The following is a 22,914-nucleotide window of genomic DNA, read 5'->3' as shown; positions in this document are numbered from 1 at the left end:
GCAGGGTCAGCGGGCGGCTTCGGCGGTGCCGACCTCGCGCTGCCGCCCGCCGGTCGCTCCGGCGGACCGGGCCGCGTGCGGCGCGGGCTCCGCGGTCTCCGCCGGATGCGCGGCGGCCGCCGCCATCGCCGCGCCCACGATGCCCGCGTTGTTCACCAGCCGGGCCGGGACGATCTCCGCCCGCACGCCCTCGATCAGCGGCAGGAAGCGCTCGGCCTTGCGGCTCACCCCGCCGCCCACGATGATCAGCGACGGCGAGATCAGCCCCTCCAGGTGCCGCAGGTACACGCCGAGCCGCTTGGCCCACTTCGCCCAGCTCAGCCCCTCCTCGGTGCGTGCCCGCGCCGAGGCGCGCAGCTCGGCGTCCCGCCCGTCGATCTGGAGATGCCCGAACTCGGTGTTCGGGACGAGGACGCCGTCGGTGAACAGCGCGCTGCCGATGCCCGTCCCCAGTGTGAGCAGGACGACGGTGCCGGACCGCCCGCGCCCCGCGCCGAGCCGCATCTCCGCCACCCCGGCCGCGTCCGCGTCGTTGAGCACGGTGGTCTCGCATCCGGTCGCGTCCGCGAACAGGGCGGCCGCGTCCACCCCGAGCCAGCGCTTGGACACGTTCGCCGCCGACATCGCCACGCCGTCGACCACCACGCCGGGGTAGGTGACGCCCACCGGGCCGTCCCAGCCGAAGTGGCGGACGATCTCGGCGATGACCTTCGCGACCGGCTTCGGCCGCGCGGGACGGGGCGTCTCGATCCGGAACCGCTCCCGGGTGAACGCGCCGCCGTCCGGATCGACCGGCGCCCCCTTGATCCCCGATCCGCCGATGTCGATCCCGAGCATCTCCCGTGCCATGCCTCCACTGTGCCCGATCCCCACCGGGCTAAGAGTTCTCGACGAACTGCAGGCCGACCACGCCGACGATGATCAGCCCCAGGAACCCGAGGCGCGCCGGCGAGGCGCTCTCGCCGAACGCGAAGACGCCGACCAGCGCCACGCCGAGGGCGCCGAGGCCGGTGAAGACCGCGTAGGCGGTGCCCACCGGCAGGGTGCGCAGCGACAGCGACAGGACGACCACGCTGAGCAGGGCCACCGCGAGGCCGATGGCGGTCGGCCACGCCTTGGTCAGGCCGTCCGACTCCTTCAGCGCCGTCGCCCACACCAGCTCCATCAGCGACGCGGTCACCAGGAAGACCCAGGCCACGACACCACCCCCATATCCGGAAAGATTTCCGCTTCAGATTAACCGGAGAATCTTCCGGATACAACGCCCGGGTCCGGTATCCTGGCGGAGCAGGATCTCCCCGGGACGGAGGCCGACATGCGGGAACTGCCGGTGCTGGGCCGCCCGCCCGCCGAGCGCGCCGACGCCGCCCGCAACCGCCGCCGCATCCTGCGCGCCGCGGCCGAGGTGCTCGCGGCCCGCGGCCCCGAGGCGGTCACCATGGACGAGGTCGCCAAGGCCGCGGGCGTCGGCGTCGGCACCGTCTACCGGCGGTTCGGCGACCGCGCCCGGCTCGTCTACGCGGTGATCGACGACCGCGAGCGCGACTTCCAGGCCGCCTTCCTGCACGGCCCGCCGCCCCTCGGCCCCGGCGCGCCCCCGCGCGAGCGCCTCCGCGCGTTCCTGCACGCCCTCGCCGACCGCACCGAGGCGCAGGCCGACCTGCTGCTCATGGCCGAGGCCGACCCGCCCGACGCCCGCTTCCGGGACGGCTCCTACGCGCTCTACCACATGCACCTCGGCATGCTCCTCGGCCGCATCCGCCCCGGTGCCGACACCGCCTACCTCGCCGACGCGCTCCTCGCGCCCCTCGCCGCGGCCCTGTTCCTCCACCAGCGGCGAACCCGCGGCATGCCGCTCGACCGCGTCAAGGCGGGCCTGGACGCGCTCGCCGCGGGCCTGACCGGCGATCCCGAACCGGACGTATAACGATCTGTCCTCCCAAACCCTTTATCGGAGCGCGGCCGGGCCGCCACACTGGGGGACGTGAGCGACTTCGATCTTCTCGTCCTCGGATCCGGGCCCGGCGGGCAGCGCGCGGCCATCGCCGCCGCCAAGCTCGGCCGCAAGGTCGGCATCGTGGACCGCCGCGACATGATCGGCGGCGTCTGCATCAACACCGGGACGATCCCGTCCAAGACGATGCGCGAGGCCGTCCTGTACCTGACCGGCCTGAACCAGCGCGAGCTGTACGGTCAGAGCTACCGGGTGAAGGACGACATCACCGTCGCCGACCTCGGGATGCGGACGCAGCACGTCATCGGCCGGGAGACCGACGTCGTCCGCAGCCAGCTCGCCCGCAACCGCGTCACCGTGCTGCCCGGCACGGGCCGGTTCCTGGAGCCGCACACGATCGGCATCGCCGGCTCCGGCGACCGCGAGCAGAAGGTCACCGCCGAGCGCATCGTCGTCGCCACCGGGACCCGACCGGCCCGCCCCGACACCGTCGACTTCGACGACCGGACGATCATCGACTCCGACGGCATCATCAACATGGACCGCATCCCGGAGACCATGGTCGTCGTCGGGGCCGGCGTCATCGGCATCGAGTACGCCTCGATGTTCGCGGCGCTCGGCACCAAGGTCACCGTCGTCGAGCGGCGCGAGCGGATGCTCGAGTTCTGCGACCTGGAGATCGTCGAGGCGCTCAAGTACCACCTGCGCGACCTCGCCGTCACCTTCCGGTTCCGCGAGTCGGTCGCCTCCGTCGAGCGGATGCCGAACGGGGCGATCACCGTCCTGGAGAGCGGCAAGCGCATCCCCGCCGACACCGTCATGTACTCGGCCGGGCGGCAGGGCATGACCGACGACCTGTGCCTGGAGGCCGCGGGCCTCACCGCGGACCGGCGCGGCCGGATCGAGGTCGACGACGACTACCGCACCGCGGTCCCGCACATCTACGCGGTCGGGGACGTGATCGGGTTCCCGTCCCTCGCCGCCACCTCGATGGAGCAGGGCCGCCTGGCCGCCCACCACGCGTGCGGCGAGCCCGTCTCCGACATCAGCGAGACGCAGCCGATCGGGATCTACACCATCCCCGAGATCAGCTTCGTCGGCCGCACCGAGGACGCCCTCACGGAGGCCAAGGTGCCCTTCGAGGTCGGCGTGTCCCGCTACCGCGAGCTGGCCCGCGGCCAGATCATCGGGGACTCCTACGGGATGCTCAAGCTGCTCGTCTCACCGGAGGACCGGCGCCTGCTCGGCGTCCACGTGTTCGGCACGGGGGCGACCGAGCTCGTCCACATCGGCCAGACGGTCATGGGCTGCGGCGGCACCATCGACTACCTGGTCAACGCGGTGTTCAACTACCCCACGCTCGCGGAGTCGTACAAGGTCGCCGCCCTGGACGCGATGAACAAGATGCGCCACATCGCCCGCCTGTCCGGCTAGGACGGCCAGAGCAGGTTCTCCAGCTCGGCGTCGATGTCGATGAACTCGCTCTCCTCGCCCGCCGGGACGGCCTGGTACGTCCGGTGCAGGAAGTCGGCGAGCGGTGACAGCGGCACCTCGAACAGCGCGTCCCCGAACGGGGACGACAGCGCGATGTTGAGCGAGCCGTCGTCGTCGGCGGGCCAGACCTCGACGTCCCCGTCCCCGACCCTGCGCACGATGCCGACCGTGAGGAGCTCCCTGGCGAAGATCCACTCCACCGGCTCGTCGTCGCCGACGTAGAAGGCCATCCGGATCGCGTACGGGTCGTCGGCCGCGTACTCGAGCCCGGCGAGCAGGGGGACGGTCGTGCGGTCGGGGACGACGAGACGAAGGCCCAGCTGCGCTGAGACGGTGGTCCTGCTGTTCATGGCCATTCCCTCTTACGTCGGTCCCGCTGGCTCGCGGGGTGCTCCGGTGGGTGGTCTTCCCTCAGACGGACATCCCCGCGATCTATGACGCCTAACTGCCTGATCTCGGCTGAACATTCCGGCGTCCCCGCGCTTTGTGATCCATCTCACCGTAGCAAAACCTGCGTCTGACCTGCGCAAAAGCGGATCATGCGGTGGGTCGTCCGCCCGCAATCCAGGACGATCCGGACACTCCCCGGCATCCCTTCGGTCGTTTAAGGTAAATCCGTGGCAAGCAATCATGAAAAGGACGGCCGGCTCCACCGCTTCCGCGACCGGGTCCGGCGCAACCCGCTGCTGAACACCGCCTGGCGCGCCGGCGTCTTCGCCGTCGGGGCCACCGTCCTCGTCGGCGGACTGGTCATGATGGTCACCCCCGGCCCCGGCCTCCTCGGCATCATCGTCGGGCTCGCGATCCTCGCCACCGAGTTCGCCTGGGCGCAGCGCGCCCTCCACCGCGCCAAGACCGCCGCGGACCGCGCCAAGGAGAAGGCCCTCGACCCCCGCAAGCGCCGCCGCAACACCATCCTCGGCACCGTCACCGCCGTCCTGCTCGCCGCCGCCGTGGCCGCCTACCTCGGCATCTACGGCCTCACGCTGCCCTGGAAGATCGAGGACCCCGCGTTCTGGACCTGACCCGACCCGTCACATAACGTGACGATGTGCACTCGATCCGCGGTCGCTGGGCGGACTTCCGCGCGTCCCCGTACTTTGCGGTCGCGGTCCTCCTGGCCATCCTCACCATCGCCGCGGGCCTGTTCGCCGGCTCCTACTGCTACGCGATGGCCAACCCGGCGCCCCGCCGCATCCCCGTCGCCGTAACCGGCCAGGGCCAGTCCGCCGCCTTCCTGAAGACCCTCGACGAGGGCCTGGACGCCTCCTTCTCCGTCCAGCGGTACCCGTCCTACGCCAATGCCCGGGAGGCCGTCGAGGAACAGCGCGCCTTCGCGATCGTCGTCCTGAACGGCCCCCGGGCGACCCTCGACACCGCCGGCGCCTCCGGCGCGTCCGTCGCCCGCCTCCTCACCCAGGCGGCCCCCGCCGCGAGCCGGGCCGCCGGCGTCCCCGTCACCGTCCGCGACGTCAAGCCCCTGCAACCCACCGACCCGCAGGGCCTCGCCATCTTCTACATCTCCCTGGCCGCCGTGATCATCGGCTTCGTCGGCGCCATCCAGCTCAACGTGCAGGCGAAGGACCTCACCCCGGCCCCGCGCATCGCCTTCACCGCCGCCTACTCCGTCCTCGGCGGCCTCGCGATCTGCGTCGTCGTCGACCAGGGCCTCGGCGTCCTCCACCTCCCCTTCCGGGAGTCCTGGACCATCTCCTCGCTCACCATGTTCACCAGCGGCATGGTCTTCACGATGTTCAACGCCCTCATCGGCCGCTGGGCCCTGATCCCCACCTGGGGCCTCATGGTCGTGATCGGCAACCCGTCCTCCGGCGGCGCCGTCTCCTGGCCCCTCCTGCCGTCCCCCCTCGGCGCCATCGGCCGCTGGCTCCCGCCCGGCGCCTCGGTCAACGCCCAGCACACCGCCATCTACTTCGCCGGCCACCAGCGCGCGCAGCCCTTCCTCACCCTGGCGGCCTGGGCCCTGATCTGCACGGCCGTCTTCCTCGCCTGGCATCACCGATATCGGCGCGCGACCACCCCCTGAGATGCGCTAGAGTTTCCGTCATCGGAACACCGGGGCGATTAGCTCAGTGGGAGAGCGCTTCGTTCACACCGAAGAGGTCACTGGTTCGAACCCAGTATCGCCCACCCCGAAGACACCGAGGTCAGAGGCCACTTCCAGGATATGGAAGCGGCCTCTTCGTCGTTCTGCAGCCTCCGAAGTGCTCAGTGCCTGACTAACTGCCACCACATACGCGCGCAGCCATGGGCGTGCGCTTTCGGCGGCGGTGAGAACGGCCTCGGCCTGCTCCAGTGTCAGCGACTTGGACGGTCGGCCGGGGCGCCCCTTGCGCAGCTCACACAGCAGCACGACGAGCCGACCAACCCGGAGGAGCTGGCGCGCGAGCTGCGGCGCCGCCGGGAGTTGGCGGACGCGCGGCGGGCGGACGAGCTGGAGCGGGCGCGGGCCGAGGCCGGTCACGGGCGGACCGCGCGGACGTGGCCGCCGAGTCGCGACTGGCCGAGCTGGCCCCCGGGATGGCTCGGGCACGGGTTCGGTTCGGCGGGCCGGGGCACACCACTGGAGTTGCGTGGTCACGTTCAGCAATGTCCGGAGCGGAATCGTGAAGAGGCTGTTCGGTCGCCGACGGCGCGATGGTGCACAGGTACCGGCCTGTGAGCCGGCCGAGGTCACCCAAGCCGGTACACCGCAACCTCGGGACCTTTGATCGTTTGGAGGCGAGGTGGGCGACGCGCGCGACCCCTCACTTGAGGAGAACGGGACCGGGTCCTCTGGTCGGTTGCTGTCGGCGCGCAGGCTTGTGCTGTCGTTCGGGGCGGGCGTCCTCGGCGGCGCCGCGGCCGCTGCGCTCGGGGCCGCGGACGTGAGCCTGCTGGTCGGGTGGGTCCTGGCCACCAGCACGGTCTTGACATGGGTGTGGTGGATCAGCTGGCCGCAGGGACCGGACGGCACCGAACTACTGGCCGAGGCGGAAGGCGACGCCCGTTCGACCGACACAGTGGTGCTCCTGGCTTCGGTGGCGAGCCTGGCCATCGTGGCCGATGCCCAGATCCGCTACGCCGGTCGGCAGGACGCGCTCTCGGTCGCCGCGGTCATTCTCACCGTCGCCGCCGTTGTCCTGTCCTGGGCGCTGGTGAACACCGTGTTCGCGTTCCGATATGCCCGCCTCTACTACCAGGAACCTGAAGGGGGCATCGATTTCCGGCAGGACGTGCCGCCCTCGTACAGCGATTTCGCCTATATGGCCTTCAGCCTCGGAACGTCGTTCGCGGTCTCCAACGGCGAGCCCTCCGACACCCGGATCCGCCGGATCGTCCTGGGGCATGCCCTGCTGGCGTTCGCCTTCGGCACAGGGATATTGGCGGTCGCCGTCAACCTGGTCACGAGTATCGGGCAGGGGTGAAGAAGTAAGCGCTCATGCTCGGCCAGGGGAGGGCGATGGGCGAACGACCGCGGCGACGGGTCCGGTCGGGGAATGGGGCGAGGCGGTCGTGCGCGACGTTTCAGTGGCCCTTTCCGGGTAAGTCTCTCAACTGTTCGTGTCCGGGGGGAGCGGCGGGTTGGCGGGCGACAACGTGGTGCGCGTGGTGTTGCGTGCTGATCCCGGACTGCCGTTGGAGATCGTCCGTCGGATCGCCGAGACGCTGCCCGACGACATGCGGGAACGCTCGGCGGCGCCGGTGGAGTGGGAGGTCGACGCCGGGACCGGGGCCTTGTCGGCTGACGAGCAGGTGGAGGCGGAACGCCTGGCGGATGCCCTGGCCGGTCAGTTCCCCGATGGGTACGACATCGCGGTGTTCTTGACCGATCTGCCGCGCCGCCAGGGGACTCAGCCGATTCTGGCGGAAGTGAGCATGGCCGAGAAGGTTGCCTTGTTGTCACTTCCCGCACTCGGCTGGTTCTCTCGGGCGAGACGGGCGCGCCGTGGCGTGGTGGATCTGGTCGCGCTGGTCCACGACGGGACGCCGCCGAGGTTCGCGGAGGAGTACACCGTCCACCGGGCTGATCCGGGCCATCGGACTGGGCGGCGGTACGTGACGCCGGGGTTGCTGGGCCGGTTCCGGCTGCTGGCCGGCATGATCCGAGCGAACCGGCCCTGGCGGCTGTTCACCGGCTTGTCCAAGGCGCTCGCCGGGGTGCTGGCGACCGCCGCGTTCGCGGTGGTCAACGCCAGCGTCTGGCAGATCACCGATGCGCTCGGTCCGATCCGGCTGGCGGTGCTGGCGGTGCTGGCGGTCGCGGCCCTGCTGGCCTGGCTGATCATCGACCATCGGTTGTGGGAACGCCCGGACGACGTCATCAATCGCCACGCGTGCCAAGCTCTACAACGCTGTCACTCTGGCCACGTTGCTGATCGGTGTCCTGTGCCTTTACGGGGCCGTTTTCGTGCTGACGATCGTGCTGGTGCCCGTGGTGCTGACCGGCAGCGCGCTACAGTCCAGCCTCGGCCACGGGGCCGAGTGGGGCTTCTATCTGTCGATGGCCTGGCTCACCACGTCCATGGCCACGGCAGGCGGTGCGCTCGGATCGGGGCTGGAGGACGAGTCGGCCGTGCGCGAATCCGCGTACGGGGTCCGTCAACGCAGCCGCCTGGAACAGCAGAGGAAGCGCGACACCCGCTGATGGGCAGGTGGCGACCGCGGAATTTCCCCGTTCATTGCGGTAGCCCGGTATGCCATCGCCTCCTGGACGGTAGGTCGTGGTGGTGGAGAGCCTGCCGATGTATTCGCCGATGCTGGCCGTGCTGGGAGCGTTGCCGACCGGGGAGGGCTGGGCGGCCGAGTTGAAGTGGGACGGAGTCCGCGCTGTCGCCTATGTCCGCGACCAACGGTTGCAGTTGATGTCGCGTAACGACAAGGACATCACCGTTGCGTGGCCCGAGCTCGCCCCGCTCGCCGCCGCGGTCGACGGGCCGGTGGTGCTGGACGGGGAGATCGTGGCCTTCGGACCGGACGGCAGGCCGTCGTTCGAGGCGCTCGGCCCGCGGATGCACTTGCGTCAACCAGACCGCATCCAGGCTCTGGCCCGGTCCAACCCCGTCTCTTACATGATCTTCGATGTGCTGCACCGCGGCGACGAGCCGCAGATCGCCCTGCCGTACGCCGAGAGGCGCCGGGTCCTCCAGGGGCTCGGGCTGGACGGGCCGCGCTGGAAGACGACCGATTCCCACGACGACGTCGCGACGGCCTTCGCCGAGTCGTCCCGTTTGGGCATGGAGGGCGTGGTCTCCAAACGCGTCGACTCCCCGTACCGGCCGGGGAAACGGCACCGGGACTGGACCAAGACGAAGAACTTCCGGACCCAGGAAGTGGTCGTCGTCGGCTGGAAGCCGGGGGAGGGCCGCCGCTCCGACCGGATCGGCGCGCTTCTGCTGGCCGTCAACGACGAGCGCGGACGGCTGAGATACGCCGGCCATGTCGGCACCGGTTTCACCGATGCGATCCTGGACGACCTCGCCGAGCGCCTCGCGCCGCTGCGGCAGGACGACCCGCCGGTTTCCGACGTACCGCCTCAGCATGCGCGGGACGCCCGATGGGTGCGGCCGGAGCTGGTCGGTGAGGTCGTCTTCGCGGAGTGGACCGCCGATGACCGGCTGCGGCACCCGAGCTGGCGCGGCGTCCGCACGGACAAGAACCCCGGCGACGTCCGCCGCGAATAGGCCGGCGAGGCCGGACGGTCACTCCGGGTTCTCGTAGCGGACGTTCAGCTCCTCGCCGGCGACGGTGATGTGGATGGTCGCGCCGTTCCGGACGTCGCCCGCGATGAGCGCGCGGCCGAGGCGGGTCTCGACCTCGCGGGCGATGAAGCGGCGGAGCGGGCGGGCGCCGTACACGGGATCGAAGCCCTGCTCGGCGATCAGCCGCCGGGCGTCCTCGTCGATCGACAGGCGCATCTGCCGGTCGGCGAGCCGGGTGCGGAGGTCGTTGAACATGAGGTCGACCACCTGCTCGATCTGCGGCAGCGTGAGCGGCTTGAACAGGATGATGTCGTCGACCCGGTTGAGGAACTCGGGGCGGAAGTGCCGGCGCAGCTCGCCCATCACCCGGGCGCGGGCGTCCGGCTCGACGTCGCCCTCCGAGGTGACGCCCTGCAGCAGGTGCTCAGACCCGATGTTGGACGTCATGATGATCACGGTGTTGCGGAAGTCGACGGTGCGGCCCTGCGCGTCGGTCAGGCGGCCGTCGTCGAGGACCTGCAGCAGCGTGTTGAAGACGTCGCCGTGCGCCTTCTCGATCTCGTCGAACAGGACGACCGAGTAGGGCTTGCGCCGGACCGCCTCGGTGAGCTGGCCGCCCTCCTCGTATCCCACATAGCCGGGGGGCGCCCCGACCAGCCGGCTGACGGTGTGCCGCTCCTGGTACTCGCTCATGTCGATGCGGACCATGTTCTCCTCGGTGTCGAACAGGGCCGCGGCCAGAGTGCGGGCCAGTTCGGTCTTGCCGACGCCGGTCGGGCCGAGGAAGACGAACGAGCCGATCGGGCGCCGCGGGTCCTTGATGCCCGAGCGGGCGCGGATGATGGCGTCGGACACCAACTGGACGGCCTCGTCCTGCCCGACCACGCGCTCGTGCAGGACCTTGTCGAGCCGGAGCAGCTTGTCCCGCTCGCCCTCCTGCAGGCGGCTCACCGGGATGCCGGTCCAGCGGGACACGATCGCCGCGATCTCCTCCTCGGTCACGACCTCGCGCAGCAGCCGGCGCCCGTTCTGCTTGTCGGCCAGCCGGTCCTCCTCGGCGCGCAGCCGCCGCTCCAGCTCGGGCAGCCGGCCGTGCCGCAGTTCTGCGGCGCGGTTGAGGTCGTAGTCGCGCTCGGCCCGATCGGCTTCCTGCCTGACCTGTTCGATCTCTTGGCGCAGCATCTGCACCTTGCGGAGCGTCTGCCGCTCGGCCTCCCACTGGGCGCGCATGGAGTCGGCCTCGGCGCGCAGCCCGGTCAGTTCGCTACGGAGTTTCTCCAGGCGGTCCCTGCTCGCCGCGTCCTCCTCCTTGGCCAGCGCGGCCTCCTCGATCTCCAGCCGCATGACGCGGCGGGTGAGCTCGTCCAGCGGCGCCGGCATGGAGTCGATCTCGGTGCGCAGCATGGCGCACGCCTCGTCGACCAGGTCGATGGCCTTGTCCGGCAGGAACCGGTCGGAGATGTAGCGGTGGCTGAGCGTCACGGCGGCCACCAGCGCGGCGTCCTGGATCTTCACGCCGTGGAAGACCTCGAGGCGTTCGCGCAGGCCGCGCAGGATGGAGACGGTGTCCTCCACGGTCGGCTCGTCGACCAGGACGGGCTGGAAGCGGCGCTCCAGGGCCGCGTCCTTCTCGACGTGCTTGCGGTACTCCTCCACCGTGGTGGCGCCGATCATGTGGAGTTCGCCGCGGGCGAGCATCGGCTTGAGCATGTTGCCGGCGTCCATGGACCCTTCGGTGGCGCCCGCGCCGACGACGTTGTGGAGTTCGTCGACGAACAGCAGGATCCGGCCCTCGGCCGCCTTGACCTCGTTGAGGACGGCCGTGAGGCGCTCCTCGAACTCGCCCCGGTACTTGGCGCCCGCGACGAGCGAGCCCATGTCCAGGTTGAAGATCGTCTTGTCGCGGAGTCCTTCGGGGACGTCGCCGTCGGTGATGCGCCGGGCGAGGCCCTCGACGATGGCGGTCTTGCCGACGCCGGGATCGCCGATCAGCACCGGATTGTTCTTGGTCTTGCGGGACAGGATCTGGACGACGCGGCGGATCTCGGAGTCGCGGCCGATGACGGGGTCGAGCTTGCCCGCCGCGGCGTCGGCCACCAGATCCCGGCCGTACTTCTCCAGGGCCTCGTAGGCGACCTCGGGCATGGCGGACGTCACCCGCTGGTGCCCGCGGATCCGGGTGAGGGCCTCCAGGAAGGAGTCCCTGGTGACGCCCTGGCGCTCCAGCAGCCGTCCCGCCGCCGTCGCCGAGCCCTCCTCCAGCAGGGCCATGACCAGGTGTTCGACGGAGACGTAGTCGTCCTTCAGCCGTTCGGCCTCCTGCTGGGCGCTGTCGAGCAGGCGGGAGAGCCTCTGGGTCACCAGGACCTTGCCGGGTTCGGTGCCCGGGCCGCTCACGCTCGGGCGGCGTCCCAGTTCGGCCTCCAGTGCCTCGCGCATCCGCGCCGGGTCGGCCTTCGCCTCGGTGAGCAGCCGCGGGACCAGCCCGCCGGGCTGGTCGAGCAGCGCGAGCAGCAGGTGTTCGCCGTCCACTTCGACGTGTCCGAAGCGCAGGGCCTTGGTCTGGGCGTCGTGCAGGGCTTCCTGGGATTTCTGGGTCAGGCGGTTGGGATCCACGTTCGGCCTCCGGTGTGGTGTCGGGCGCGTAGTTCCCGCTCGAGTTCGGCGATGCGGTCCAGTAGTTCGACGACGAGTCCCAGCGCGGCGTAGTTGAGGCAGAGCCCCGTCCGCAGGCGCTCGAGGCGCGCGTACGCGGCGACTTGTGCGGGCGGGAACCAGAGCCGGCCGGATCGGTCGCGGTGGGGTTCCAGCAGGCCGAGACGCACCAGCCGGCGTACCAGCTCGGGATGGACTCCGGCGGCGTCGGCGAAGGCGTCCAGGTCCATCTCCCGCGGACGGGTGGGGACGATGGCGTAAACCGTGCCGGGCAGCAGATGCTCCATCACGATCTCCTCGGGTCGAACGGCGATGCCGAGGCCAGCTCCTCGAACAGCCGGCGTTCCGTTTCGGACGGCTCGGGCGGCACCACGATCCGGACCTCGGCGAACAGGTCGCCCGGGGCGCCGCGGGGGTTGGGCAGCCCGCGGCCGCGCAGCCGGAGCCGCCGCCCGCTGGACGTGCCCGGAGGCACCTTCACCTTGGCCTCGCCGCCGGGCGTGGGCAGTCCCGCGGTGGTGCCGAGGGCGGCCTCCCACGGAGCGAGCGGGAGATCGGTGTACACATCACGCCCCTCGACGCGGTAGCGGGGGTGCGGGGCGATCCGCACCACCAGGTAGAGGTCACCGGCGGTGTCGCCGCTCCCGCCCTGGCCGGCCAGCCGGATGCGCTGCCCGTGGGTCACACCGGCGGGAATGGTGACGTCGAGGTTCCGCGTGCCCTCCGGCCGTTGGAGGGTGAGGGTGCGGCTGGTCCCCTGGTACGCCTCCTCGACGCTGATCTCGATCTCGGCCTCCTGGTCGGCGCCGCGTGAGGGCGACCAGGCGGACCAGCGGCCGCCGCCCCGCCGGCGGCCGCCGAAGATCCCGCCGAAGAGGTCCTCCAGGTCGATGTCCTCGCCGAACCCGCCGGTGTAGCCGCCTGCTGTGGCGTAGGGCCCGGCACGGCCGGCGCCGGCGGCGGCGCCCGCGCGGGTGCGCGCCCACATGTCCGGGTCGACGTCCTCCGGAACCCGCCGGAAGTCGGGCCCGAAGGCGTCGTAGCGGCGGCGCTGCTCCGGATCGGACAGGATGGCGTAGGCCTCGGAGACGTCCTTGAACTTATCCTCGGCTTCGGGGTCCTTGTTGATGTCGGGGTGATAGGCGCGGGCGAGCTTGCGGTAGGCGCGCTGGATCTCGTCCTGGCCGGCGTCCCGGGGGACGCCCAGCACCTCGTACGGATCTTGGACGGCCATCAGTCACCGGCCCTGGCCGATACCGACACCAGCGCCGGACGCAACTGGTTCTCGTCGTCGCCGTAGCCCGGCTGGTGCACCTCGACCACCGTGCCGGGGGGCACGTCGGTGTCGGTGCGCACGCCGACCGCCGAGTGCCGGGCCGGGTCGAACGGAGCCCCCACGTCATCGCGACGCGGATAGCCCAGGTCGCGCAGCGTCGCCACCGCACGGTCCCGGACGCTGCGAACCCCCTCGAGGATGCTCGCCGGGTCCGCCTCGGCGTGCTCCAGCGCGCGTTCCAGATCGTCGACAACGGGCAGCCACGCCGCGGTGACCTCCGCCCGCTGGGCACGGCGCTGCGCCTCCAGTTCACGCGTCATGCGCTTGCGCAGGTTGTCGAGATCGGCGAGCGCGCGCCGCCAGAGGTCCTCGAGTTCCTCGACCCGCGCCCTGAGCCGCTCGACCTCTTCGGGATCCGGGCCGGCCGCCTCGGCGGCGCCTTCCCGTTCAGGCTGCTCCGGTGGGCGGTCCTGGTCGGCCGACTGCCCGGACTGCTCATTCCGTGGTGAATTCTGCATCGATGACATCGTCGTCCGAGCCTTCCGTCCTGGCCCCGGCGGCACGCTCGCCGGCGCCCGCTCCGCTGGTCGTTCCCAAGCCGTGCAGGATCTGCTGGAGTTCGGAGGTGAGCGAGCGCAGCCGATCCAGCGGCGCCTCCTCCTTGACGGCCTGCCGGGCGTCCTCCATCAGCCCCTCGGCCCTCGCCTTCTCGTGCACGGGGACCGTGTCACCGAGTTCGCCGAGCCGGCGTTCGACCTGGTAGACGGCCGAGTCCAGCTCGTTGCGCGCATCGACCTGCTCGCGCAGCCGAGCGTCCTCCTGCCGGTGCTGCTCCGCATCGGCGATCATGCGCTCGACCTCGCTCTCGTCGAGGTTCGAGCTCTGGCTGATCGTGATGCGCTGCTCGGCGCCGGTGTCCTTGTCGCGCGCGGAGACGTTGAGGATGCCGTTGGCGTCGATGTCGAAGGTCACCTCGATCTGCGGTTCGCCGCGCGGTGCGGGGCGGATGTTCTCCAGCCGGAAGCGGCCGAGCACCCGGTTGTCGGCGGCGCGTTCCCGCTCACCCTGCAGGACCACGATGTCGACCGCGTTCTGGTTGTCCTCGGCGGTGCTGAAGGTCTCGGTCCTGCGGGCCGGGATGGTGGTGTTGCGCTCGATGATCTTGGTCATCACCCCGCCCATGGTCTCCACGCCGAGCGACAGAGGGGTGACGTCGAGCAGCAGGACGTCCTTGACCTCGCCCTTGAGGACGCCGGCCTGGATCGCGGCGCCCAGCGCCACGACCTCGTCGGGGTTGACGGACATGTTGGGGTCCTTGCCGCCGGTCAGCCGGCGGACGAGGCCCTGCACTGCCGGGATCCGGGTGGACCCGCCGACCATGATGACCTCGTCGATGTCGTCGGCGGTGACCTTGGCATCGCTCATCGCCCGTTCCACCGGGCCGACGCAGCGCTCGATCAGGTCCGCGGTGATCTGCTCGAACGTGGAGCGCATCAGCGAGGCGTTGAGGTGCTTCGGGCCGCTGGCGTCGGCCGTGATGAACGGCAGGCTGATCTGTGTCTGCGACACCGTGGACAACTCGACCTTGGCCTTCTCGGCGGCCTCGAACAGCCGCTGCAGGGCCTGCGGGTCCGCGCGGAGGTCGATCCCGTTCTCCCGCTGGAAGTCATCGGCGAGGTGGTCGACGATCCGGCGGTCGAAATCGTCGCCGCCGAGGTGGCCGTCACCGGAGGTGGCGCGGACCTCCACCACGTCGTCCCCGATGTTCAGCAGGCTGACGTCGAACGTGCCGCCGCCGAGGTCGAAGACCAGGACGGTCTCGTCGGCCTTCTTGTCGAGACCGTAGGCCAGTGCCGCCGCCGTGGGCTCGTTGATGATGCGCAGGACCTCCAGCCCGGCGATCTTCCCGGCGTCGCTCGTCGCCTGCCGCTGGGCGTCGTTGAAGTAGGCGGGCACCGTGATGACCGCCTCGGTGACCTTCTCGCCGAGCGACTTCGCGGCGTCGTCCGCCAGTTTGCGCAGTACCTGGGCCGAGATCTCCTCTGGCGCGTACTGCTTGCCGCGCACGTCGAAGCGCGCCGTCCCGTCCGGCCCCGCGACCACGTCGAAGGAGACGGCGTCCTTCTCGCTCTCGATCTCTTCGTAGCGCCGTCCGATGAAGCGCTTCGCGGAGGTGATGGTGCCTTTCGGGTTCAGGATCGCCTGCCGCCGGGCCAGCTGGCCGACCAGCCTCTCGCCCTGTTCGGTGAAGGCCACCACGGACGGGGTCGTCCGTGCCCCTTCCGCGTTGGGGAGGACCCGGGGTTCGCCGCCTTCCGTCGCCGCGATGACCGAGTTGGTGGTGCCGAGGTCTATGCCGACTGCTCTACCCATCAGGTTCCTTCCGATGGTTCTCACCGCGCATCCCGGCGAGATGGCGTACACCGTTGCCGGAGGCCGGCAACGCCTTCGTCATCAACGCTGCGTCATCGGTGGGCCCGGCACATCCACCGACCGTGTAGGTCTCTGGTCGGCGCCCACCCGGGGGAGTCGGTGAAGCCACCGTGAACGTAAGGCGGCCCGCGCGGGCGCCAAGCGGGTCTGACATCCGACCGGTGCGGGCGGGCGGTCTCGTCGCCTGAGCCGGGTCTACAAGATCTGATGATGTGACGGGCCCCCTGGACGCGGAGGCTGCAAGAAAGTCCTTCCGCTTCGGCAGGAGAAGACAGAGGGGGCGGTTCCATGGCCGTGATGGGGATCAGCAGGTTCGAGCGCTTCTTCAAGGCTGCCGCCGGGCTGGACGTCGACAAGAATGATCTGCGGCGCTACCACGACTTCCTCGACGCCAAGCTGTACGACCTCCTCCTCATCGGGCAGGCCGCGGCGAAGGCGAACGGGCGCGACATCATCGAGCCGTCCGACCTGCCGATCACGAAGGGCCTGCAGGAGAGCATCCACAAGTTCCGCCAGTTGGACGAGGAGATCGAGGTCGAGCCGATCCTGGAGCTGCTGGCGAGGCGGCCGCCACTGGACCTCGCAGTCCGCGATGTCACGGACGAGAAGCTCCCCGAGATCGCGGGCGGCCTCTCCTACGCGCTGTCGCAGGCCTTCCGGATCGTGTTCCCGGACAGGCGCAACCCGCAGACCCTGCAGTGGGAGCGAGTGCAGCGCATCTTCGACCTGCTCCTGTGACCCGGACCGCTACTCCGACCGGTTCGCGGCAGATGACCCGTCCTTGTGCAATGTTGACCTGACCCGACCAAGAACGGGACCGAGCCGCGCTCGGGGACGCGTATCCCATGCGCGATCCCGGGCACGGTGCCTGCATGGACGGCAGACCGCCGACGCGGGGCGCGATCTTCGGGCGCCAACGGGAACGAGCGAGCATCGATCAGTTGCTCACGCGTACCGACGGCCCGGGGATCATCCTCGTCGAGGGGGAACCGGGCATCGGGCGGACCCACCTGCTGGAGGAGGCCGCGCGGAGGGCCGCCGACGAAGGCTTCGCCGTGGTGGTCGCGGACACGGCACCTGATCTGCGCCGGTCCGCGAGCCTGGAGCTGTTGCTGTCGGCACTCCGAGAGCCCGCGCCACCCTCGCGGCCGACCGGTGGACAGGACCGGCCGGCCGAGCGGCTGTGGGCCGCGCTGGAGCGGCGGGCCCGCTCCACCTCGCTGCTGGTCGTCATGGACGACCTCCAGTGGGCCGATCCCGCGACGCTTCTCGCGCTGCGAACGCTGTCGACCCGGCTCACCTCCTCCCCGGTGCGCTGGGTTCTCGCGCGCCGCAGCGGCTGCGGTGGGGCCGAGCTCGATCGGCTGTTCCTCCGCCTGCAGGCGGACGGCGCCGTCCTGCTCCAGCTCCGCCCCCTGGCGGGCGAGGCCGTCTCCGACCTGGCCACCGCCGCATTGGGTGCGTCCCCTGACCCCGCCCTGCGCGCGCTCGCGGAGAGAGCGGGCGGCAACCCGCTGTTGCTTATCGAGCTCATGAAGGGGCTGCTGGACGAGGGCGGGGTGGAGATCTCCCAGGGCAACGCCCGTCTCGTCACCTCCCGGCTGCCGGAGCGGATCCATCTCCTGGTCCAGGACCGCCTGGACGACCTGGATCCACCGGCCCGGCGGCTGCTCGAGCTCGCGGCGATGCTGGGGCCCGCGTTCCACCCCCTGGTCGCCGCCGACCTGCTCGGCACCACTCCCTCCGACCTACTGCCATCACTGGAGGCGATACTGGCGACCGGGCTGCTGGCGGCGCACGAAGAGGCCCTGGTGTTCCGGCACGACCTGGCTCGCGAATCAATGATCACGAGTATTCCCGCTCCCGTCCGGCAGGCGCTGCACGTGCAGATCGGCAGGGCCCTGCTGGAACACGGAGGCCGGGCGGAGGCCGCGGCGACCCACCTCATGGCAGGGGCGGTCCAGGGCGTTCCAGAGGTTCTGCGGAGCTTGGACCGGGCGAGCGCGGAGATGCTCGACGCCTCCCCGGCGGCCGCCGCCGAGCTGACCCACCGGGCGCTGGACCTCACCGAACCCGCCGATCCGCGGCGGTTCGCGCGCACGATGACGGCGATGCGGACACTGGTCGCCGCCGGTGACCTCAGGGGAGCCGCCGAGCTCGCCGAGACCGCGCTCGACCGGTGCGCGTCAGGCCCGTCCATCGCCGAACTGCTGACCGCGCTGTCCTTCGTCCTGGTGCCGATGGGCCAGGCCGCCAGAGCGTCGGACACGGCCAAGGCCGTGCTGGACATGCCGGATCTGCCGGCCGAGGTGCGCGACCGCGCCGAACTGGCCCTCCTGCAGGCCGAGACCGGGCTGCAGCTGAACGGGAGCGTGGTGGAGCGGGCGAAAGCGATCGTCAAGGCGGACGATGAGCCCGGCCGTGGCCTGGTGACCGGGGCGCTCATCGTCCTCGCCCTGCAGGCCTGGGACGAGGGCGACCTGGTCGGCGCGCTCGAATTCACGCGGACGGGTGTGCGGCATGCGTTCAACGACGGCGTGGACGAGTGTCGGCTCCACCCCAGTCTGATCCTGGCCTCGTTCCTGGTGGACGTCAGACTGGTGGACGAGGCGCGGCGGGCGATGGTGCCCGGGACCGGAGGGGCCGCCGGGATCGGCCGGGACGGCTGGTCGGCCGGCCCCGGGATCGTGCGATCACGCATCCATCTCGCGGAGGGGCGGCCGGAGGAGGCGATCCGCGAGGCGAGGTCGGCTCTGGAGATGGCCGCCGCGGGCGGGGCGCACCTGCTGGCCGCCTGCGCCCGGTCCGAGCTGGCCCGCGCGGCGCTGCGCTCCGGCGATGTCGAGACGGCCGCCGAGCACGGCCTCGGCGGGGCGGGCGCGGACGGCCCGGCACCCCCTCCGTTCGACCTGACCCGGAGCGAGCTGGTCCGGTCCCAGGTGACCGAGGCGTGCGACGGCTCGCGGGCCGCGCTGCCCGGACTGCGCCGCCTCCTCGACGGCCTGGCGGAGCACAACCAGGTGCTGACCTGCGATCCGGCGGCGGCGGCCTGGCTGGTCCGGACGGCGGTCGCGGCGGGTGAGCCCGGAGCGGCGGAGGAGGTCGTCGCGGCGGCCGACCGGCTCGCCGAGGCGAACCCGGGCCTGCCCAGCCTGGAGGCCGCCGGCGCGCACGCCCGCGGGTTGCTGCACGGCGATCCGGATCTCCTGCGGAGCGCGGCCGCGCGGCACGCCGACCGCTGGGCGCGCGCCTCCGCCCATGAGGACCTCGGTGTGCTGCTGGGTGGGGCGGATGGCTCGCGCGGACGGACGATCGAATGCCTCGACGAGGCTCTCTCGTGCTACGTGGCGGTCGGCGCCGAACGCGACGCCGCCCGCGTCCGCAAGCGCCTGCGGCGGATGGGGGAACGCCGGCGGCATTGGAACCACCGCGAACGGGCCACGGCCGGCTGGGGCAGCCTCACCGGAACCGAGCAGCGGATCTCCTGGCTCGTCGCCCAAGGGCTCACCAACCGGCGCATCGCCGATCAGTTGTTCATCAGCGTCCACACCGTGGCGTTCCACCTGCGCCAGGTCTTCCGCAAACTCGGCGTCCGTTCACGCGTCGAACTGGCGCGGCAGGTTCTCGAACATGCCGACGATCCCCCCGAAGCGAACCCCGAGGGCGAGCCCGACGACGGAACGGAGACCGAGTCGCGCGCAGCCCGCAGGCGGGCTAGACCGGAATGAGCGGGCGCAGATCCCGGGAAATGCTGGACTTGATGTCCTCCCATTCCCCTTCCGTGACGTACTGGCGCAGCGACTGCAGGACGGTGGACACCAGCCGTTCCATGCCACCGTCGGCCTCATAGGGGAAGCCGCGCCGGACGCTCTCCAGGAACTGCTCCCTGTCCATTTTCACCGGTACCCGGCTGGGGTCCCAGCCCTCGTAGTACACGCCGCGGACCAGCAACGGCAGCTGCGCGGCCAGATGCGCGCATTCGTCCACGGTGAGCCGGTCGCGCAACGTGTGCAGGACGGCGCGCAGCGCGTCGTAGGACTTGTTTCGCTCCTCCTTCGACCAGCCGTGTGCATGCTCGATCTCCGCCAGCACGTGGTTCGTCTTGTCGATGGTCTTGTCGAAGGTCGAGAATCCCGTAGCGCCCATGTCCGCATCCCTTCCGAATGAGGATGACTTTCCTAGAGAGCCTGACCCGGGCTCGGGTGAGAACACATCACTCGGTCCGGGTGACATCGGAACCGGGCCCCGCTTCACCTGGCAAGGGTGATGCCTGCTCACCCCTCCCACCGGATGCTGGCCGATAGCTGCATCCGCCTTCCAAGGGGGTGAGGACATGACGACCGCCGACGAACTGGGCACGATCCAGACCCGTGTTCCCGCTCGGCTGGACCGCCTGCCATGGTCGAGATTCCACTGGAGGATCGTGATCGGCCTCGGCACCGTCTGGGTCCTGGACGGGCTGGAGGTCACCATCGTGGGTTCCATCGCGGCCCGGATGACCGAGCCGGGCAGCGGCATCGACATCTCCAGCGGTGACATCGGCACGGCCGCGGCCTGCTACGTCGCGGGCGCATGCCTCGGCGCGCTGCTCTTCGGCCAGCTCACCGACCGCTTCGGACGCAAGAAGCTGTTCATGATCACACTGGGGCTGTACCTGGTGGCGACCGTGGCGACGGCCTTCGCGACCGAGGAGTGGTACCTGTTCCTGTTCCGTTTCCTCACCGGGGCCGGTATCGGCGGTGAGTACGCGGCCATCAACTCGGCCATCGACGAGCTGATCCCCGCCCGCAACCGCGGCCGGGTGGACCTCGCCATCAACGGCAGTTACTGGCTGGGCGCGGCCATCGGCAGCCTCGGCAGCGTCGTGCTCCTCAACGACGCCCTGCTGTCGGCGGATCTCGGCTGGCGGCTGGCCTTCGCCATCGGCGGGGTCCTCGGGCTGGGGATCATGGTGGTGCGCCGGAGTGTCCCGGAGAGCCCCCGATGGCTGTTCATCCACGGTCATGACCAGGAGGCCGAACGGATCGTCGACCGGATCGAGCGGGAGGTGGAGAGCGACACGGGGGAGGCGCTGCCGCCTCCGGGCAAGAGCCTCACGGTGCGGCAGCGCAGGTCGATCAGTTTCCGCGAGATCGCGCGCGTGACGGTCAAGCGCTATCCCAACCGCACTGTCCTCGGGCTGTCGCTGTTCGTCGGGCAGGCGTTCATGTACAACGCCGTCACCTTCGACCTGGGGACGATCCTCAGCGACTTCTTCGACGTCGCGTCCGGCACGGTGCCCTACTTCCTGGCCGCGTTCGCGCTCGGGAACCTGATGGGACCGCTGCTGCTCGGACGCCTCTTCGACACCGTCGGCCGGAAGCCGATGATCGCCGGCACCTATTTCGGTTCCGCCGCGCTCATAGCGGTGACCGCCGCCCTGCTCCTGGCCGACCTGCTGACCTCGACGACGTTCATCATCCTGGTCGCGCTGAGCTTCTTCGTCGCGTCGGCCGGGGCCAGCTCCGCCTATCTGACGGTCAGCGAGATCTTCCCGATGGAGACCCGCGCCCTGGCCATCGCCCTGTTCTTCGCGGTCGGCACCGCGGTGGGCGGAATCACCGGGCCGGCGCTCTTCGGCCAGTTCATCGGCAGCGGCCGGCAGGAACTCGTCGCCCTCGGCTTCTTCATCGGGTGCGGGGCCATGCTGCTGGGCGGGTTCGCGGAGCTGATCTTCGGTGTCCGCGCCGAACAGCAATCGCTGGAGAACATCGCCCGTCCGCTGACCGCAGAGGAGGCCGAGGCCACGACTCCGCAGGAGCAGGAGAGCCTCCGGCAGGCCGAGCTGAAGCGGGAACTGCCGCCCGAGGACAGGCGACTCGCCGCCGAACGCGATCGCCGCGCCGGGGAGCGTGCCGCCCGGCGCCGCAAGCGGGAGATGGCGACGCCGCAGCGCTTCCGTCCCGGGCCGGGAGGGTCGCAGACCTACTCGCCGGGAATGATGGGAACCGCGGGCACGCCCAGCCGGGCGAGGGCGGTCTCCGAGCGCGAACTCGACCGTGAGATCGATGATCTCGTCCACGCGACCGGGGCCGGTCCGGTGGAGCGGCGAGACCTGGCGAAGCGGGTCGGCGCCCGAGGCTGGGGCCCCGGCCGGTTCAGGCACGCACTGGGCGAGGCGGTCAAGGAGGGCCGGCTGCGGCGGCTGACGCGCAGCAGGTACGGCCCCGGAGGATCCAGGGAGGACGGGAAGTGACGCTCGCCTGCCGACTTCTCGGCCATCGTCCGCGGTTCACCAGTGAAGGGAGCACTCTGGTGTGGGCCTGCGCCCGGAAATGCGGCGCCGGAGGTGCCAAGGAGTACGGGACCGCCGCCGACGCCGCTCGCTACGCCCGTGCCTTCGACCGGGAGGACCGGGAGGATCTCGGCAGGCGCGCTCCGCTGATCGGCCTGTTCCCCCTCCGCCTGTTCCGCGCCTTCCGGAACCGTCACCGCGGCGGCGGACCACGAGAGAGCGGTGGCGCTCAGAGGAGCTGAGCCTCCCGCGCCTTGCTCACCGCCTCCCGGCGCCGGGAGGCGGTGAGCTTCCGGTAGATGTGGCGAAGGTGCGTCTTCATGGTGTTGACCGAGACGTGCAGTTCGGCCGCGATCTCCTCCGTCGTCAGGACGCTTTGGAGATATCGCAGCACCGTCAGCTCCCGCTCGGTCAGGCGCGGCGCGACAGGGCGATCCGTCCGCTCGCCGGCGCACTCCATGATGTCCATGACGAACGGCCAGTGCGCGGTCCCGGAGTCCAGGTGGGCGCTCAGCAGCCGCCGCGCGGGCAGGCCCTCGCGGATGAACACACCTCGGAAACGCTCCCGATCAGCGAGTCGCAGGGTCTTCTCCAGGGTCGTGGACGCGTGTCGGTCCCGGCCGAGACGGTGGGCGGCCAGCGCTTCCAGGAGGCCCGCCTCCAGCCTGGTTGCCAGCTCCATGTCCGGAGCTCCGGCGGCCGTTCGCATCGCCGCCTCCAGGTCGCCGTTCCTCAGCTGCGTGCGTGCGAGAGCGACCGCCAGCGGGGCCGAGTCCGGCGGCCCCACCTGGTCGGCCAGCAGTCTCGCGGCCGTGCGGGTGTCCCCGGCATTCGTCCGCAACGCGGCTTCGGCGGCGGTGAACCGGTCGGCGATGTATCCGGGCACCGCCCAGCCGGTGAGCTGGTGGCGGGCCTCGCGCAGCACCTGGTCCGCTCCGGCTCGGAAGCCGCCCGCCTGAAGCGACCACAGCCGGACGATGCTGATCAGGGCGGCGAGCAACTGGTCGCCGGTGCCATCCGCCAGATCCAGGTATCAATGCCGTTAAATTAGCCTGACCGTCAGGGTGTTATCCACATATCCACAGGCGTCGCAGGTCCATGTGGAGTTCGTGAAAGCGATTGAAGCCTC

21 protein-coding genes and 1 tRNA gene are annotated in these 22,914 nt (G+C 70.8%); 11 read left to right on the top strand and 11 right to left on the bottom strand.

Annotated features, from left to right (window positions below; all coding sequences use genetic code 11):
* Positions 1-6: 6 nt before the first annotated feature.
* Together ppgK and CHF16_RS23250 are read right to left on the bottom strand one after the other, a co-directional pair.
* Positions 7-849 (bottom strand): polyphosphate--glucose phosphotransferase, encoded by an 843-nt coding sequence (ppgK, locus tag CHF16_RS23255; RefSeq protein WP_179271662.1) that lies wholly within the window; start codon positions 847-849, stop codon positions 7-9.
* Between the two features lie 28 nt (positions 850-877).
* Entirely contained in the window at positions 878-1,198 is a 321-nt protein-coding gene (locus tag CHF16_RS23250; RefSeq protein ID WP_089328234.1) for a DMT family transporter, read from the bottom strand.
* 117 nt (positions 1,199-1,315) lie between these two features.
* Here CHF16_RS23250 and CHF16_RS23245 point away from each other — a divergent pair, with 117 nt between their 5' ends.
* Both CHF16_RS23245 and sthA read left to right on the top strand, forming a co-directional pair.
* Positions 1,316-1,927, top strand: coding sequence for a TetR/AcrR family transcriptional regulator (locus tag CHF16_RS23245; protein ID WP_089328233.1), 612 nt, complete (start codon positions 1,316-1,318; stop codon positions 1,925-1,927).
* Between the two features lie 57 nt (positions 1,928-1,984).
* The gene (gene sthA, locus CHF16_RS23240; RefSeq protein WP_089328232.1) at positions 1,985-3,388 is read left to right on the top strand and encodes a Si-specific NAD(P)(+) transhydrogenase; all 1,404 of its coding nucleotides are present in this window, start codon (positions 1,985-1,987) and stop codon (positions 3,386-3,388) included.
* Here sthA and CHF16_RS23235 read toward each other — a convergent pair.
* A complete protein-coding gene (locus CHF16_RS23235) occupies positions 3,385-3,798 on the bottom strand; it encodes an SsgA family sporulation/cell division regulator (RefSeq protein ID WP_089328319.1) in 414 nt (137 codons plus the stop codon). The two genes, sthA and CHF16_RS23235, sit on opposite strands and share 4 nt — an antisense overlap.
* A 267-nt stretch (positions 3,799-4,065) precedes the next feature.
* Between CHF16_RS23235 and CHF16_RS23230 the strand changes: the two genes are divergently transcribed.
* From CHF16_RS23230 to CHF16_RS23215, 4 genes are all read left to right on the top strand, one after another.
* Entirely contained in the window at positions 4,066-4,473 is a 408-nt protein-coding gene (locus CHF16_RS23230; RefSeq protein ID WP_089328231.1) for a TIGR02611 family protein, read from the top strand.
* A 26-nt stretch (positions 4,474-4,499) separates the two neighbouring features.
* A complete protein-coding gene (locus CHF16_RS23225; RefSeq protein WP_089328230.1) occupies positions 4,500-5,492 on the top strand; it encodes an ABC-2 transporter permease in 993 nt (330 codons plus the stop codon).
* 32 nt (positions 5,493-5,524) lie between these two features.
* A tRNA-Val gene (locus CHF16_RS23220) sits at positions 5,525-5,596 on the top strand.
* A gap of 596 nt (positions 5,597-6,192) precedes the next feature.
* Positions 6,193-6,873 carry a DUF1345 domain-containing protein gene (locus CHF16_RS23215; protein WP_089328229.1) on the top strand — a complete coding sequence of 227 codons (681 nt, stop codon included), beginning with the start codon at positions 6,193-6,195 and terminating at the stop codon, positions 6,871-6,873.
* 426 nt (positions 6,874-7,299) lie between these two features.
* Here the strand turns inward: CHF16_RS23215 and CHF16_RS23210 are convergent, their stop codons facing one another.
* Positions 7,300-7,734 (bottom strand): hypothetical protein, encoded by a 435-nt coding sequence (locus tag CHF16_RS23210; RefSeq protein ID WP_089328228.1) that lies wholly within the window; start codon positions 7,732-7,734, stop codon positions 7,300-7,302.
* Between the two features lie 83 nt (positions 7,735-7,817).
* Here CHF16_RS23210 and CHF16_RS23205 point away from each other — a divergent pair, with 83 nt between their 5' ends.
* Together CHF16_RS23205 and ligD are read left to right on the top strand one after the other, a co-directional pair.
* Positions 7,818-8,093 (top strand): hypothetical protein, encoded by a 276-nt coding sequence (locus CHF16_RS23205; protein WP_089328227.1) that lies wholly within the window; start codon positions 7,818-7,820, stop codon positions 8,091-8,093.
* Between the two features lie 79 nt (positions 8,094-8,172).
* Positions 8,173-9,129 carry a non-homologous end-joining DNA ligase gene (ligD, locus tag CHF16_RS23200; protein WP_245869073.1) on the top strand — a complete coding sequence of 319 codons (957 nt, stop codon included), beginning with the start codon at positions 8,173-8,175 and terminating at the stop codon, positions 9,127-9,129.
* An 18-nt stretch (positions 9,130-9,147) separates the two neighbouring features.
* Here the strand turns inward: ligD and clpB are convergent, their stop codons facing one another.
* From clpB to dnaK, 5 genes are read right to left on the bottom strand one after another with little or no spacing between them, the layout of a single operon-like run.
* Positions 9,148-11,763: an ATP-dependent chaperone ClpB gene (gene clpB, locus CHF16_RS23195; protein WP_089328226.1), complete on the bottom strand. Its 2,616-nt coding sequence runs from the start codon at positions 11,761-11,763 to the stop codon at positions 9,148-9,150.
* On the bottom strand, positions 11,745-12,089 hold the full coding sequence (locus tag CHF16_RS23190; protein WP_089328225.1) for a chaperone modulator CbpM: 345 nt from the start codon (positions 12,087-12,089) through the stop codon (positions 11,745-11,747). Before CHF16_RS23190 ends, clpB begins: the two co-directional genes overlap by 19 nt.
* Entirely contained in the window at positions 12,089-13,036 is a 948-nt protein-coding gene (locus CHF16_RS23185; protein ID WP_089328224.1) for a DnaJ C-terminal domain-containing protein, read from the bottom strand. The genes CHF16_RS23190 and CHF16_RS23185 overlap by 1 nt, the downstream gene beginning before the upstream one ends.
* Positions 13,036-13,605: a nucleotide exchange factor GrpE gene (locus CHF16_RS23180; RefSeq protein WP_089328223.1), complete on the bottom strand. Its 570-nt coding sequence runs from the start codon at positions 13,603-13,605 to the stop codon at positions 13,036-13,038. The genes CHF16_RS23185 and CHF16_RS23180 overlap by 1 nt, the downstream gene beginning before the upstream one ends.
* A complete protein-coding gene (gene dnaK / locus CHF16_RS23175) occupies positions 13,574-15,451 on the bottom strand; it encodes a molecular chaperone DnaK (protein ID WP_089328222.1) in 1,878 nt (625 codons plus the stop codon). The genes CHF16_RS23180 and dnaK overlap by 32 nt, the downstream gene beginning before the upstream one ends.
* A 357-nt stretch (positions 15,452-15,808) precedes the next feature.
* Here dnaK and CHF16_RS23170 point away from each other — a divergent pair, with 357 nt between their 5' ends.
* Together CHF16_RS23170 and CHF16_RS23165 are read left to right on the top strand one after the other, a co-directional pair.
* Positions 15,809-16,249, top strand: coding sequence for a DUF1931 family protein (locus CHF16_RS23170; RefSeq protein ID WP_218826791.1), 441 nt, complete (start codon positions 15,809-15,811; stop codon positions 16,247-16,249).
* A gap of 107 nt (positions 16,250-16,356) precedes the next feature.
* Complete coding sequence (locus tag CHF16_RS23165) at positions 16,357-19,239, top strand: helix-turn-helix transcriptional regulator (protein WP_089328220.1); 2,883 nt, start codon at positions 16,357-16,359, stop codon at positions 19,237-19,239.
* Here the strand turns inward: CHF16_RS23165 and CHF16_RS23160 are convergent.
* A complete protein-coding gene (locus CHF16_RS23160; protein ID WP_089328219.1) occupies positions 19,226-19,657 on the bottom strand; it encodes a DUF2267 domain-containing protein in 432 nt (143 codons plus the stop codon). The genes CHF16_RS23165 and CHF16_RS23160 overlap by 14 nt on opposite strands.
* Positions 19,658-19,844: 187 nt before the next feature.
* Here CHF16_RS23160 and CHF16_RS23155 point away from each other — a divergent pair, with 187 nt between their 5' ends.
* The gene (locus tag CHF16_RS23155) at positions 19,845-21,746 is read left to right on the top strand and encodes an MFS transporter (protein WP_089328218.1); all 1,902 of its coding nucleotides are present in this window, start codon (positions 19,845-19,847) and stop codon (positions 21,744-21,746) included.
* A gap of 268 nt (positions 21,747-22,014) precedes the next feature.
* Here CHF16_RS23155 and CHF16_RS23145 read toward each other — a convergent pair whose 3' ends face one another.
* Positions 22,015-22,785, bottom strand: a complete 771-nt coding sequence (locus CHF16_RS23145; protein ID WP_089328216.1) for a helix-turn-helix transcriptional regulator — start codon at positions 22,783-22,785, stop codon at positions 22,015-22,017.
* Positions 22,786-22,914: the final 129 nt, after the last annotated feature.

Source organism: Actinomadura meyerae, from assembly GCF_900188445.1.
GTDB classification, from domain to species: Bacteria; Actinomycetota; Actinomycetes; order Streptosporangiales; family Streptosporangiaceae; genus Spirillospora; species Spirillospora meyerae.
The sequence above is the reverse complement of the archived record's forward strand: the minus strand, read 5'-3'. Positions and strand labels throughout refer to the sequence as shown.